The 14280-nt window shown below is 36.7% G+C and carries 10 protein-coding genes; 2 read left to right on the top strand and 8 right to left on the bottom strand.

Going from position 1 to position 14280, the window contains the following annotated elements; translation table 11 throughout:
* Nucleotides 1–150: 150 nt before the first annotated feature.
* The 3 genes from EG342_RS12775 to EG342_RS12765 form a co-directional block, all read right to left on the bottom strand.
* Nucleotides 151–2208, bottom strand: a complete 2058-nt coding sequence (locus EG342_RS12775) for a M13 family metallopeptidase (protein WP_103293494.1) — start codon at nucleotides 2206–2208, stop codon at nucleotides 151–153.
* Nucleotides 2209–2284: 76 nt separating this feature from the next.
* Entirely contained in the window at nucleotides 2285–5683 is a 3399-nt protein-coding gene (locus EG342_RS12770; protein WP_103293495.1) for a polysaccharide deacetylase family protein, read from the bottom strand.
* Nucleotides 5684–5772: 89 nt separating this feature from the next.
* Entirely contained in the window at nucleotides 5773–7023 is a 1251-nt protein-coding gene (locus tag EG342_RS12765; RefSeq protein ID WP_103293496.1) for a CinA family nicotinamide mononucleotide deamidase-related protein, read from the bottom strand.
* Nucleotides 7024–7140: 117 nt separating this feature from the next.
* Here EG342_RS12765 and EG342_RS12760 point away from each other — a divergent pair, with 117 nt between their 5' ends.
* On the top strand, nucleotides 7141–7614 hold the full coding sequence (locus tag EG342_RS12760) for a DUF7832 domain-containing protein (RefSeq protein WP_103293497.1): 474 nt from the start codon (nucleotides 7141–7143) through the stop codon (nucleotides 7612–7614).
* A 235-nt stretch (nucleotides 7615–7849) separates the two neighbouring features.
* On the opposite strand, the gene EG342_RS12755 is transcribed toward EG342_RS12760, so the two are convergent.
* From EG342_RS12755 to EG342_RS12735, 5 genes are all read right to left on the bottom strand, one after another.
* Complete coding sequence (locus tag EG342_RS12755) at nucleotides 7850–8392, bottom strand: lipocalin family protein (RefSeq protein WP_103293498.1); 543 nt, start codon at nucleotides 8390–8392, stop codon at nucleotides 7850–7852.
* Between the two features lie 73 nt (nucleotides 8393–8465).
* A complete protein-coding gene (locus EG342_RS12750) occupies nucleotides 8466–9200 on the bottom strand; it encodes a LytR/AlgR family response regulator transcription factor (protein ID WP_103293499.1) in 735 nt (244 codons plus the stop codon).
* A 62-nt stretch (nucleotides 9201–9262) separates the two neighbouring features.
* Entirely contained in the window at nucleotides 9263–9688 is a 426-nt protein-coding gene (locus tag EG342_RS12745) for a DUF6326 family protein (RefSeq protein WP_103293500.1), read from the bottom strand.
* Between the two features lie 76 nt (nucleotides 9689–9764).
* Entirely contained in the window at nucleotides 9765–10484 is a 720-nt protein-coding gene (locus EG342_RS12740) for a PA3715 family protein (RefSeq protein WP_103293501.1), read from the bottom strand.
* Between the two features lie 12 nt (nucleotides 10485–10496).
* A complete protein-coding gene (locus EG342_RS12735; RefSeq protein ID WP_246008614.1) occupies nucleotides 10497–12338 on the bottom strand; it encodes a histidine kinase in 1842 nt (613 codons plus the stop codon).
* 132 nt (nucleotides 12339–12470) lie between these two features.
* Between EG342_RS12735 and EG342_RS12730 the strand changes: the two genes are divergently transcribed.
* Entirely contained in the window at nucleotides 12471–14222 is a 1752-nt protein-coding gene (locus tag EG342_RS12730) for an amidohydrolase family protein (protein ID WP_103293503.1), read from the top strand.
* Nucleotides 14223–14280 lie beyond the last annotated feature (58 nt).

Below are 14280 nucleotides of genomic sequence, written 5' to 3'. Positions count from 1 at the left end.
AATGATAATTGACAAATGATGGAAAGTTTTCAGTGATAAATTCCGATCTGAATTAAAAGAAGCACCTCTTCAAATCTTTGATTTTTCACCCTCCGGATGACGGAGATTTTAAAAATAAAAAACCGCTCATTACTGAGCGGTTCCTGTTTTTTACCAGATTTTAATTCTGTCTTCCGGCGTTTTGTATAATTTATCGCCTTTTTTCAAGTCGAATGCTTTATAGAAAGCATCAACGTTAATTAGCGGACCAAAGCTTCTGAAGTAGCCCGGAGAGTGCGGATCTGTCTTCACCTGGTTAATCATATATTTTTCACTTGATAAAGTTCTCCAAACGGTTGCCCAGCTTAAAAAGAATCTCTGATCCTGGCTGAATCCACTGATTTTTCCCGGGTTTCCTTTATCTTTCAGATACATTTGAAGAGCGTCATAAGCAATATTTACTCCTCCTAAGTCAGCGATATTTTCACCGTTGGTAAATGTACCGTTTACGAAAGTTCCTTTTACCGGCTCATATTTGTCATATTGAGAAGCAAGTGCTTTTGTAGCTTTCTCGAAATTGGCTTTATCTTCCGGAGTCCACCAGTCTACAAGGTTACCGTCAGCGTCAAATTGTGCTCCTGAATCATCAAATCCGTGGCTCATTTCGTGACCGATTACCGCTCCGATTCCACCGAAATTCACGGCAGCATCAGCTTTAGGGTTGAAGAAAGGAGGTTGAAGAATCGCTGCAGGGAATACAATTTCATTGTTTACCGGATTATAGTAAGCATTTACAGTTTGCGGAGTCATTCCCCATTCTGTTTTATCAACCGGCTTACCGATTTTAGCTAAATCTTTATTGTATTGCCATTCAGAAACATTCTGAAGGTTTTGATATAATGTTCCTCCCTTAGCTTCCTGAGTGATCTGTAACTTTGAATAGTCTTTCCACTTGTCCGGATAAGCAACTTTCACTGTAAATTTATTCAATTTCAGCATTGCTTTTTCCTTAGTCGTAGCTGACATCCACGCCAGGTTGTTGATGTGAACGGCAAAGCTTTTCTTTAAATAATCGATCAATTCCACCATCTGAGCTTTAGCCTCTGCAGGGAAATATTTTTCAACATATAATTTTCCGAAAGCTTCTCCAAGATTTCTGTTGATCAACTCAAAACCTCTTTTGTTCAATGCTCTTTGCTCCTGCTGACCTCTTAAATATTTTCCGTAGAAAGCAAATTTCATGTCACCCAGCTTTTCGCTTAGGTAAGATGCACTTCCGTTGATCATGTGGAATTTCAGATAATCCTTGATTACCGGAAGGTTCTGAGCATTGACTAATTTATCAAAGCTTTTATAGTATCCCAATTCTCCGATAATTACTCTGTCTGTGTTTACCCCTACTTTTTTAAGGTAAGCAGGAATATCAACTCCTTTTACCAAAGTTGAAAGCTCAGCCATAGTCTGAGGGTTATATTGAAGCGTATTATCACGGCTTTGCTCATTTGTTAAAAGGGTCTGAGCAATGCTTTTCTCGTAATTAATAATAGTTTTAGCCGCTTCATCAGCATTTTTATAACCTAATTCTTTTAACATTGAAGCTACATACTTCTGATATTCAGCGATTGCTTCTGTATTTTTATCGTTTACTTTCTGATAGTAATCTCTTCCCAATCCTAGCGTAGCGTTTCCTATGTAAACCGCGTTCATTTTAGAATCTTTAAGATCGGCATCAATTCCCCATCCATAAAATACATTTTCACCTTCTTTAGTTACCGCAGTAAGGTAGTTCTGAAGATCTGCCATGTTTTTAATAGCATCAATCTTATTCAGATTATCCTGAATAGGCTTGATTCCGTCGGCATTTCTTTTCTGCATGTTCATAAAAGTTGCATACAGATCCTGAATCTTTTTCCCTTCGCTTCCGTCAGCAAATTTATCTTTCAGAAGAGAGTTCAGGATTGTCATGGAATTGTTATCCGTATCCTCAGCCAATTTATTAAAGCTTCCCCAAGTTGGTTTATCAGATGGAATTTTGGCAGTTTTCATCCAGGTTCCACTTACGTAATTATAAAAATCATCCTGTGGACGCACCGAAGTATCCATCAAGCTAAGGTCTAAACCTTTATCTGTATTATTCACTGCTACCTTAGTAGCTTTAGCTTGTGCACTCATAGTATTTTGAGAGCAGATCCCTGCTATTAAAAACAAAGAAAGCGTTAATTTTTTCATTATGATAACAATTTAAAGAATATGTATTATTTTTTTCGGATTTGTTACTTTTCCGAAAAACAAATTTAAACAAATATTAAGAAGTTGCTATCTCTTTTACATTTCCTGTTCGTTTCAGGAACCCCCAGGACTGCATTTCGCCTTTCAATGCTTTTCTTAAACTTTTAAACAACACAATATACATCAGCCATCTGTATCCGAATCTTTGTGGAATGATATACAGCAAATTCGTTAATTTTTCACGCTGCATAAGGAATGCCACCAACGCTAAGGAAGCATCCACCAAAAGAAATATCAAATAGTAAGAAAATATTTTACTTCCATTTCCGGACAGGATTCCAAAAAACATAATCACATCTGCCAGTGGCGAGAAAAACGGAATAATGTATTGGAACAGTAAAATATTAGGCATCGCCCAAAGTCCCAATCCTTTGTATCTGGGGTTAAGGAAAGTCTGCTTTTGTTTCCAGAACATCTGCATAATTCCGTAAGTCCATCGGAAACGTTGTTTCAGGAACTGTTTTACAGTTTCAGGAGCTTCAGTGACAGCGATAGCACTATTTTCATTGGCTACTGTATATCCTTCTCTTAAAATCTTCACGGTAATATCACAATCTTCAGCAAGCGTATCTGAAGAATAGCCTCCCACTTCTGCAATTACAGATTTTCTGAAAGCACCGATCGCACCCGGAATTACCGTAATAGCATTGATATGAGCATAGGCTAATCTGTCAAAATTCTGGCTTGTAGTATATTCTATCGCCTGCCATCTCGTAAGCCAGTTGACTTTGTTTCCTACTTTTACATTTCCGGCTACCGCAGCAATTTTTTCTTCAGGAGTTGCATTCAGGAATCTTGCTATAAGATATTTTACGGCATCCTGCTGCAATTTAGTATCTGCGTCGATGCAGACTACATATTCTGCGTCGGTCTGAGCAATACCAAAGTTTAATGCAGTTGCTTTTCCACCATTGGTTTTTGTAAAAATCTCAAGTTTCGGATGATCCGGAAAAGCTTCTTTTGCTTTCTCATAGGTTGAATCTTTACTTCCGTCATCCACCATAATGATGTTAAAATTCGGATAGGATTGTTTCAGTAGGTTATTCAACGAGGAAACAATATTCACTTCCTCATTATAAGCAGGTACAATAATGGATACTTTCGGATAAGATTCCAATATTGGAAATTCGCCAAGCTTTTTTTCTTTTTTTCTTTCTTTAAAAGCCCAATAAGCCATCAATAAAAGTCTTATTAATCCTAAAGCAATGAAAATGGTAAACAAGGCAACCAAAAAATGACTTATTCCATAAATTACGGTAGCCAAAACAAGGTTAAGCTGCATCACATAGTAAGATCTCGTCTTCGGAACTTCAGGCATCAGCTCACTTCTTTTCTTATGCAAAAGATTAGTAAGATTGGTAAAATGATATCCCTGTTTCTGAAGGGTCGGGATTAAAATTTTTAATGCCTTCACTGTTTCCTCTCTTGTATCCCCGCCCGCATCATGAAGCAGAATGATATTTCCTCTCTGCTGCTTGATTCCTGCCAATACACGTTTTACAATTTCATCAGACTTTATGCCGGGCTGCCAGTCTTCAGGGTCAATATTTTCCCCGATATCCAGATAATTTTGTTGTCTGGCTAAAGCTACGGGAATAATTTCTTCCGAGGTTGTAGGTTCAGAATCCGCATTATAAGGCGCTCTGAAAAGAATGGTACTGTGTCCTGTTACACATTCTATCAGTAATCTGGTTAATTTTAATTCCAGCAAAGCTCTTTCCGGACTTACTTTAGCAATATTTTCATGGGTAAAGGTATGGTTTCCGATCTCATGGCCTTCACGGTAAATTCTTTTGACAAGAGGAAGATTTTTTTCAGCATTTAATCCTACCAGGAAGAAAGCCGCAGGAACATGATATTTAGACAAAACATCCAGTACCTGAGGAGTATATGTTTCATCCGGCCCGTCGTCAAATGTCAGCACCAACTCTTTTTGAGGCGCGCTGCCATATTTTTTCACTTCATACGAACTTGGGTATGTGACATAATTTTCGTCGGTAATAATTTTTTCTTTAGGATCAATTTCCAGGGCAATTTTTCCGTCATGAGGAGTGTTCAATACATCCAATATTTCACCATCTCCGATATAATCGACCATAGTTTGGCCTTTTACATTTTCCAGTGTTTTCAGATTAAGTTTAGAAAGCCCGGCAAACGTAAGATCTTTATCATAAAAATTCCAGACTCTGCTATCTTCACTACCCAATCTCCATAATGCAGTTCCTGCCAACGGATATTCTGATGAAAAACGCATGGTATTAAAGATTGACGCTGCGTCATTGAAGAATACCGTATGGGTATTGCTTTTAGAATCTGTATATGAATAATTTAAGTTAAACGTATTATCATTAAAATCGATTACTGCCTTGCTGGCACTGGCTTTTGTGATCGCCTGCATATAGGTAACAGAGGTATTGTCATCTTTATTGGAACTCCAGTCATAACCATATGCTCCCAGTCCCAGAATAATCTTATGAGGGGATGTTTGTTTTACAATTTTCCCGGTCTGAGCTTCAATCCATTTCTGTGAGGAAACCGGCCCTGCATCACTTCCTGCAGAATATTCATCATAAGCCATCAGTACAAAATAATCTACATAAGGATCTAATCTCGGAACATTGTAGTCATCATTATCCGTCATGATATCCATCGTCACAAGCAACTGATTCTGTTTGAATGTTTCCGAAAGCTCTTTCATGAAGGCAATCAGGTTCTCATCAGAATTCAGGTTCATATCCTCAAAGTCAATATTGATTCCTTTGAAATGATATTTTAAACACTGCTGAGTAATTTTCTGGATAAGATTGGTTCTCCGTTTCGGATCATTAAGCACCTTCGTCAATCCTTCAGAACGGAATTCCCGGTCAGAGTTGTTGCTCAGCATAGGCATTGCTGCCACGCCGGTTCTTTTGATTACTTTATACCCTTCAGGATCTACATTGGTCTTCAGATCTCCTGTTTTGGGATCAATAAAAAACCATTCCGGAAAAACCAGGTTTACGTGTCTGATATTTCGCTTTAAAGACATCAAAGACTGCGGATCCCAGGCTACATAAAAAGCTGAACGGATCCCACCCGGAAACTGCGCCCAATTTCTGTTTTGATTCTTAAATCTTTCTGCTCGTGCCTTTTCGATCTTGGAAAGATTGGTATGTATTGTTTTTTCAGAAATAAAGCTTCGGAAGCCTTTATATTCTTTCGAAATTTTATTTTCCTGAAGATAAGGTTTATTGGCTGTGATTACGGCTTTGTAATCTTCCTTAAAAGGAATTTTAGGACTTCTGTCCAGTGTCATCATCAGACCTAAAGCAAGAAGAAGCAACGCCCCAACAAAAATAAAGAAGCGGCTTCCCCATTGTACACTTTTCCAACGTTTTTTGCTGTTGGTCTGAAAAATCTGTTTGGAATTTTCCACGATTTTAAAATTTTAATGAATGGTTTTCAAAAAGTGTGAAAAACTGTATTAAATTTATTAAAAAAAAATTAAAAAAAAAATTCATTGTTTTAACTATTGACAAGGAGTCCTACAAGATCCTGAATTACCTTCTGGGAAACGAAATTCATAAAATCCACTCTTTCCAGGTGAGGCATGTAGAGTTTTGAGGTGACTTCCTGATTATTAACTCTGATCGTATAGAAAACTGTTCCTACCTCTTTTCCATCTTCTCCTTTTCCGGGACCTGCCACTCCGGTCGTAGAAAGAGAGATATGAGTATCGAACAATTGTTGACATCCTTTTGCCATTTCCTGAGCTACCTGCTCACTTACAACAGTAAATTTTTCTACAGTATCTTTCGAAACATTTAAAATTTTAATTTTCTTATCTGTAGCATAAGCAACCATTCCGCCAAGAAAATACTTTGAACTGCCGGAAACTGAAGTAATCATTTTTGCTAATTCACCTCCGGTACAGCTCTCTGCTGTGGAAATGGTCAGTTTTCTTTCCGTTAGTATTTCTGCCAGAATAGTTTCAATTTTATCTTCTGATACAGCAATCACATGCCCTTCCACCAAAGGAAGAAGCTTTTGGATTTCATTCTCTGCCTGCAATTTTAGCATTTCTTCGTTGTCGCCGGATGCCGTTAATCTGAGTTTTACTCTTGTTCCTACAGGAAGATAGGAAAGCGCTATATTTTCAGGAAGTGCCAATTCCCAATTTTCAATGGTATCAGCTAAAATACTTTCGGGAATGCCCACCACCGAAACAATTCTGGTATGGATAAAGTTAAGGTTAAATTTCTCCTGTAAATAAGGAATAATCTGATCTTTAATCAATGGTTTTACTTCATATGGAACTCCCGGCAAACTGAATGAAAGCTTTCCGTTCTGCTCCATCATCATACATGGTGCAGTACCAAAATGATTTTGAAAAACTACAGATTTCGTAGGAACAAAAGCCTGTTCTTTATTTCTTTCCAAAATATCCTGGCGTCCCCGTTTTTCCATATAGGCTTTAAGATGATTAAACGTGACCTCATCCAGAGCAATTTCATCATTGAAAAACTCTGCCAGTGCCTTTTTTGTTTTATCATCTCTGGTAGGTCCCAGCCCGCCGGTTGTAATCACCAGATCACCTGATTCAAAAGCAGTTTTCAATGTTTTTTTGATGGTTTCAATCTCATCTGAAATTGTAAAAATCTGGGTAACTTTAATGCCTATATTTTTCAGTTCGGAAGCAATAAAATTTGAGTTGGTGTCGATTGTATTTCCTGAAAGGATTTCATCACCAATCGTAATCAGAACGGCTTTTTCCATAGATCAATTTGTTGAAAAAAATTCTCCTGCAAATGACGGAAAATTCTCTGTGACGGGCAATATAAATTGATTTTTTCTATTTTTGACAAAAATTGTTTAAAACTATAATTAAAAAGTATGTCTAAATATGATGATGCCTCATGGCATTATGGTGGTGATTTTCCGGAAAGTCTTCCTCAAAAAAATGGAGCCACCCACACAGGTATGTTTCTGAACTGGTGTATTAACCATGATTTAATCTCTGATGAATTAAAAGAAGACGGTGCGGAGGAAATTGAAAAATTAAAACGACGAGAGATTACAGGTGCCGACTTTGTAATGAACGCCTGTGATGGAAAATTTTCTGAATATGATTTGAGTGACCTGGGAAATAGTTTTGCAAAGGATTATTATGCCGACGACACGGATTTCGGGAACAGATACAGTTCATTTGCCGATGACTACGTTAATATTTTTGATGGTAAAGCTGAGGAAAACGACTACGAATATGAAACTTTTTATCATATTGAAGACACGTATGAAAACTATGATTTGATGGCACAGGTCATTGATCATCGCTTTGAAGAGTGGAAGGAATATATTGGAAGTTAAAAGATTATACTTTTGTCTTGAAACAAAAGTATACAAAAATTCAAGACTGAAATCATCCTTTAAAATTGAGATTGACTCCTACAATTTCCAAACTCGCCTAGAATCAAACGATTCTTTTCGACTTAAAATCTCAGCCAAGCTCAGACAGTGGAAATTTTTTAGCGGATTCAATCTCAATTTTCTTAACGCTTTACCCAGGATCATTTTGCTATTTTGCTTTTTCAGCTTTTTCGCTTTATTGGTTGTGTCTTACCCAGATTAAATCATTTGTTTTATATCCTATTTTCTTTGCTTTTTCAATAAAACGTTGTCTTATGCTTTCAGGAATGCTGGTGGTTCTGGAAAGAATCCAAAGATATTTTAAGCTGCTTCCTGCAACCAAAACATACTGATATTCTTCATCGATGTCAATCACGTTATACCCTGCCCAAAATGGTTTAAAAAAAGACACTTTTAAACGGGCTTCAGTTTTATCTTTAACGAATTTAGCTTCTCCGATAGAGTCATTCCACAGCTTTTTTAAATAGTCGTAGCCCCGGTTCACAACACGGATGGTTCCATCGGGATTTTCAGAATATTCAGCGGTAACATTATCCATATTTTTCTCGAATTTGTAATCAAAACGGGCAATTTCATACCATCGTCCGAGATATTTTTTAGCATCAAAACCTTTTACGGCAATTGCTCCTTTGGGAATACCCACGGAATAGGAGTTAAAAATAAGAAGCCCCAGTGCACCTACCGAGACCGGAAGTATAATTTTGTGAAGCGTTTTCATAACGGAATATTTTGAATGGTTGTTATAAAAGCGTCAAAAATAGTGCCTTTAGGCTGTTAAGGAACAATAAATTCTACGAAAAAACTTTCAGAAAGTTCTCTTTAAAACTCCCGGAAACTTCAATTTCAGTATCATCAGAAAGCATTACTGTTCCACTTTTATGATAGGATTTCACAAAACCTGTATTGATAATATGAGAGCGATGAACTCTTACGAAAGGACTTTCCAACAGATCATCAAAATGTTTTAGAAACCGGCAAACCATTTTTTTTGAACCATCGGTAAGATATACCTGGGTAAAGTTGCCATCTGCCTGTAATCTTACAATATCTTCCGTTTTCACCACATCAAATCCCTGTAAAGTGGGAAGGATGAGCTGTTGTTTTTCCGGTTTTAATTTTAAGTTTTGAAGCAATATTTTATTCCGGTTAAGTTCTTCTTTTTTCTCAAGACTTTCTACCACTTTATTAACGGCGACAATAAGTTCCTGAATGTCGATTGGTTTTAAAATATAATAGCTTGCTGATTTATTTAAAGCCTGTAAAGAATATTGCGAAAATGCAGTAATGAAAATGGTTTCATAAGAAAATTCACTGGTGGCTTCCAAAACATCGAAGGCATTCCCGAAAGGCATTTCTACATCAAGAAAGACCAATTGCGGCTGATTTTCTGCGATCAATGGAACAGCTTCTTTGATACTTTCCGCTTCGCCCAGAATTTCAACCTGGGGACAATATTTGGTAAGGTAGCTTCTTAAAACTTCCCTTGCAATCTTTTCATCGTCTACAATTACAGCTTTTATTTTCATCGGTATTACGTCTCAGCTTGTCGTTGCAAATTATGAATATTTGGTCAGTCACACAACCAAAGCTACAGATCTGTTCTTTTCCATTTCCAGGCATATCTTACGATCAGTATAGTGATCATACATTCTAAAGCTGCCAGGAAAACGTAAAACAAATACCAATCTGAAAAGGAAGTTACACCAATAAATACCATAATTAATGTGAACAACAGTCCCAACACAATATTGAGAAATCTGTTGATAGCCGGTTTTAAAATCAGAGATAAAAATACCATTACGGCGGGAATTGCAAGAACTATGGAAGCCGTGAACAGTTTGAAGGGAGAATCCAACAGATTATTTCCTTCAACAAGACCTCGTGTTTTTCCTGGAGTATAGAGTTCAAAATAGTCTCCATATAAATAACAAAGGGTGACGGAAGTCCACAAGCCGGCAAGAATTATTTTAATATTCACCGGAGAATTTTCAAATGTCTTAAAATCTGTATTCATTTTGGTTATGTTTTTTATCTATCAGACAATCCTATTTCCAAAATGGTTACAGTTTTTTCAATAAAGTTTAAAGAAACTACTGGTACTTTCCGTTTTTAAACTGTAAAGTTTTGTAGCTGGTTTTTGAAGTTTCTTTACCTTCACATTCACCATTTAAATCCTTATTAATGGTTGTAACGGAGGTGGTTTTAATTTTAATATCAGAAAAATTATTGGTCTTTGCCGTACCGATGATCATCACAGAATGCCGGTTTTCAAATTCACCGTTGCATCGGGTATCCCATTCTCCATGGCTTGAATCCAGCTCAAATTGATCAAGTACTTTGCGCAGCGTTTTTCCTTCCGGATAGTATAATGAAATTGTTTCGGAAGAATAAGGATTGGGCCGGCTGCTTCCCGTAAAATCAACTTTAACACCGAAGGCGCGAATATTTGTTCCAATAGTATATAAACCCGTATCTATTGTCAGACCTGTCAGCATTATCGCATCGGAAATTATTTCAGTAGGATCAAAGTATTGATTCCGAATTGTTCCGTTTCCATCTGTAATGACGATATAATTTCGAATTGTAAAATTATATTCATCTTCTCCACTTCCCACTATAACCGGGATAACGGCAATATATGAGTCTTCTGCATTGGGTATTTTCTTTTCGATACAAAGCTCTTCTTTTACTTTTGCTTTATCCAGTTTTAAAGCTTTCAGAATATGACTTAGCCTGGTGGCATCAAACTCCTGGGCAGATAATATCCCGGAAAATAAAGAAACAAAGGTTAATATCATTATATTTTTCATCGCATTTCTTTTTTAAAACAGATTAATCTTAATGGTTACCAAAACACCTTTGCTGTTTTCCTTATCCTTTACGGAACAGGTAATATTTTTTTTATACAAATCATTCAGCAGCTGAATTCTTTCCAGCGTATTTTTCATTCCTCTGCCTTCGCGTGTTTTTTGATGATGTGTCTTTTGTTTTTTGCTTTCTTCGATGCCTATTCCATTGTCTTCAATGAGAATTTTTAAATGAGAACCTTCTTTTTCAAAGCTTAGTTTTAATAAGCCTTTATCAGTCCTATAACGCAGTCCGTGCCAGATTGCGTTTTCCAGAAACGGCTGCACCAGCATTCCGGGAACCTGTAAATTGTGCATATTCAGGCTTTCATCTACCTCAACTTCATAATTAAATTTATCTGCAAAACGCGTTTTCTCCAGTCCAAGGTAATTCTGCAGAAGATCCAGTTCCTGTTGAAAAGGGATAAAATCTTCGGTAGAATTTTCCATTACCCCACGCATCAGTTTGGAAAATCTGGTGAGATACTGATTGGCTTCCAGTTCATTATTGGTTGCGATAAAGTGATTGACACTGTTTAAGCTGTTGAATATAAAATGAGGATTCATTTCTCTACGAAGCGACTGAAGGGCAATTTTTTTATTTTTAATCTGAACTTTTTTCAGCGTTCTGAAAATAATAACGATAAGTCCTGTAAGGAGAACCAAAGCACCTATTAATCCATAATTGAAAACGTTTTTCTTACGAATAAGCTCATCTTTCAATTCCTTTTCTTTTTCCAGTTGTGATATTCTCTGTTCTGTATCTTCAAGGATTTTGTTATCAACTAGGCTTCTGTCTTTAGATACCAGATCAGGTAATTTTCCAAGAAAATCTCTGTACAATTGAACTGAAGCATTGGTATTTCCCGAGATTGCGTACAGACTGTCCAGCTTTTTTACACTTTTCTGAGCTTCAAGAGTATGGCCTTTGTTGAGAGCAATTCCGTACGCGTTTTTTAATAAACTTACTGCCTCTGCCGGGTCATTTTTCTTAATATAAATATCTGCCAGCTCCTGAATCTGATTGACTTTCTCCTGAGAGTTTTCTTTCACAAAATCTTCTTTGAGAACTTTCTTTTTCGCTTCAATAGCTTTATCAAATTTCTTATTATCAACATACAAATCTGCCAGTTTCTGATTAATTGCCAGGGCCTGTTGCGGAGCTTCTTTTTTCGAAATTTTATAGGCGTTATTCAGATTTTCTTCTGCTTTTGAAACATCCTTCTGTTGAATATTCACCTCTGCCAGCTGACTGTAGCCTGCAGCAAGATCTGCCGTTTCGTTTTCTTTTCTGCTGATATTAATATTATTTTGAATGGCTTCCGCTTTTATCTCAGGCGTAGGAGAAGACAGGCGTGCCACATCATTGGAGTTGACAGCTTTGCTCTTTTCGCTGTACCCCATCTGTGCTGCCATACTATAATTACTGATTGCCGGAGCTATTTTATTTTGTTTTTCCTGTGACTGAGCCAGTTTGCGCGTGACAGATTCCAGATTTTTTTTATCGTTAAGATTTTGATAGATATTCTTAGCCTTGATTAAGTACTCTTCACTTTTAGCATAATTTCCCTGGTTGAAATAATCGTTGGCCATTCCCACATAGGTATCGGCAACCCCTTTATTATCATTTTTATCGACGGCCCTTTTAAGTTTTGCGGCAGATTTAAGTGCCTGAGAAACCCGTGTTGTATCCTGTGCATGAAGTAGGTTTACTCCTGCAAAAATCAATATCAATACTATTTTAAAAACTAATCTCACGGATTTCACATCTTTAGTGCAAAGTAAGTAAAACTTTACCGATCTTCTCTTATTCTTCACCAAGTCAAAACCTTATTTCACCAAGTCCGGTTTGATGAAGATACAAGATATTCAAAAATGATTCGTAAAATATTGTGAAACAAATCAGTCACGGTTTTATTATATTTGTATATCACTTCACTTATAATTCCCATGAAAAAATTTCATATCCTGATCGTGCTGGCTTTATGTTGCAGCAGCTTCAAAGCTCAAACTTATATCCAAAATGTAACTGTTGCAGATGTGATTCATAAGAAAATGGTTCCTGCACAAACCGTTGTGATCAATAATGGTGTTATCAGTACCATAAAATCAAGCAAACAGATTAAAATTCCTAAAAATTCAAAAGTTATTAACGGCGAAGGCAAATACCTGATTCCGGGAATGACAGATGCTCATATTCATTTTTTTCAAAGTGGAGGTTTGTATACAAGACCGGATGCACTGGATCTGAGAAAGCATGTTCCTTATGAAGAAGAAATCAGTCGGGGACATGAAAATATGAAAAACTTTCTTCAGTATTATCTTAAAACCGGGATTACCTCAGTGATTGATCCGGGTGCAACTTATAATTTTCTTAATTTAAGAGATTTATTAAAGAAGAACAACAATTTACCGTCTGTTTATATGTCCGGACCGCTTATTACAACCTATGAGCCTGAAGTCTTTAAAAACCTCAATAAAGATGAACCTTTTAAACTGACCTTAACTCCTGAAGATGCCAGGAAATTTGTACAGGAGCAACTTCCATACAAACCTGATTTTATTAAAATCTGGTATATTGTCTTAGGTGATGCTCAAAAAAAGAAAGAAGAAGCCAAAAAACTGGAACCTGTTATAAAAACCACAATTGAAGAAGCTCACAAAAACAACCTGAAAGCGGCGGTACATGCTGCGGAGCGGTTCACAGCAGAAACAGCAGTTTTAAACGGTGCAGATTATCTGGTTCACAATATAGAAGACGAGGTAATTTCCGATGACTTTGTAAAGCTTTTACAAGCGAAAAAAGTTGTTCTGTGCCCTACTCTTACGGTAATGGATAATTATTATGATACCTACGGACAGAAAAAGGAGTATAATACCTATGAGCTGGAAAACTCAGACCCGAAAAGCATTGGCTCTATGTATGATCTTAAGCATCTGGAAAACTCATCTGATTCAACATTAATAAAGAAATATAAAACCAGATTCAATTCTTCTCAGATAAAAAGTTATGTTTCAAAAACAGATTCTATCAGAAGGATTAATCTTAAAAAACTAGCTGAGGGCGGGGTAACCATTGCTGCCGGTACCGATGCCGGAAATATAGGAACCCAGCATGCCACTTCTTTCATGGATGAGCTTAAAGCAATGAAAGAAAGCGGGATGAATAATTGGCAAATCCTGCAATCAGCAACTATCAATCCTACAAAAATTCTTAATAAGGAAGCTCAGTATGGTAGTATTGAAGCTGGCAAAGTGGCTGATCTTGTCTTATTAAATGGCAATCCCGTTGATAATCTGGACTATCTTACACAAATTGATACTATTTTTAAAAACGGACAAGCTTTTGACCCTCGTACCATTTTGAAGGTAACTCCGGAAATGTTGGTGCAACAGCAGGTAAACGGATACAATGCCCGAAATATTGATGCTTTTCTGGAGCCGTATGCTGAGGATGTGGAACTTTATATGTTCCCTTCTAAACTTTTAAGTAAAGGTAAAGATGCGATGAGAAAATCTTATGAGTCCCTATTTACCACTCATCCGGATCTTCATTGTGAGGTTAAACAGAGGATCATTAATTTGAATTCTGTTATTGATAAAGAGAACGTCTCTGGTTTAAAGTCCAACAAAAAGTTAGAAGCTACAGCGATCTACGAATTTAAAAATGATAAAATTTCAAAAGTCTACTTCTTATATTAGGAATAGTCCTTATTAGTTGATAAAGAAATAAAATTCAAGGGCAGCTTTCTATGAAGGT

It is taken from the genome of Chryseobacterium lactis (genome assembly GCF_003815875.1).
GTDB classification, from domain to species: Bacteria; Bacteroidota; Bacteroidia; order Flavobacteriales; family Weeksellaceae; genus Chryseobacterium; species Chryseobacterium lactis.
This window is presented reverse-complemented; position numbering and strand designations above follow the sequence as displayed.

What these genes read in the sequence shown, in the direction of transcription:
- EG342_RS12745 (WP_103293500.1), bottom strand. Translation starts at nt 9,688, where the DNA reads ATGAATACAGATTTTAAGACATTTGAAAATTCTCCGGTGAATATTAAA.
- EG342_RS12760 (WP_103293497.1), top strand. Translation starts at nt 7,141, where the DNA reads ATGTCTAAATATGATGATGCCTCATGGCATTATGGTGGTGATTTTCCG.
- EG342_RS12775 (WP_103293494.1), bottom strand. Translation starts at nt 2,208, where the DNA reads ATGAAAAAATTAACGCTTTCTTTGTTTTTAATAGCAGGGATCTGCTCT.
- EG342_RS12765 (WP_103293496.1), bottom strand. Translation starts at nt 7,023, where the DNA reads ATGGAAAAAGCCGTTCTGATTACGATTGGTGATGAAATCCTTTCAGGA.
- EG342_RS12740 (WP_103293501.1), bottom strand. Translation starts at nt 10,484, where the DNA reads ATGAAAAATATAATGATATTAACCTTTGTTTCTTTATTTTCCGGGATA.
- EG342_RS12750 (WP_103293499.1), bottom strand. Translation starts at nt 9,200, where the DNA reads ATGAAAATAAAAGCTGTAATTGTAGACGATGAAAAGATTGCAAGGGAA.
- EG342_RS12730 (WP_103293503.1), top strand. Translation starts at nt 12,471, where the DNA reads ATGAAAAAATTTCATATCCTGATCGTGCTGGCTTTATGTTGCAGCAGC.
- EG342_RS12755 (WP_103293498.1), bottom strand. Translation starts at nt 8,392, where the DNA reads ATGAAAACGCTTCACAAAATTATACTTCCGGTCTCGGTAGGTGCACTG.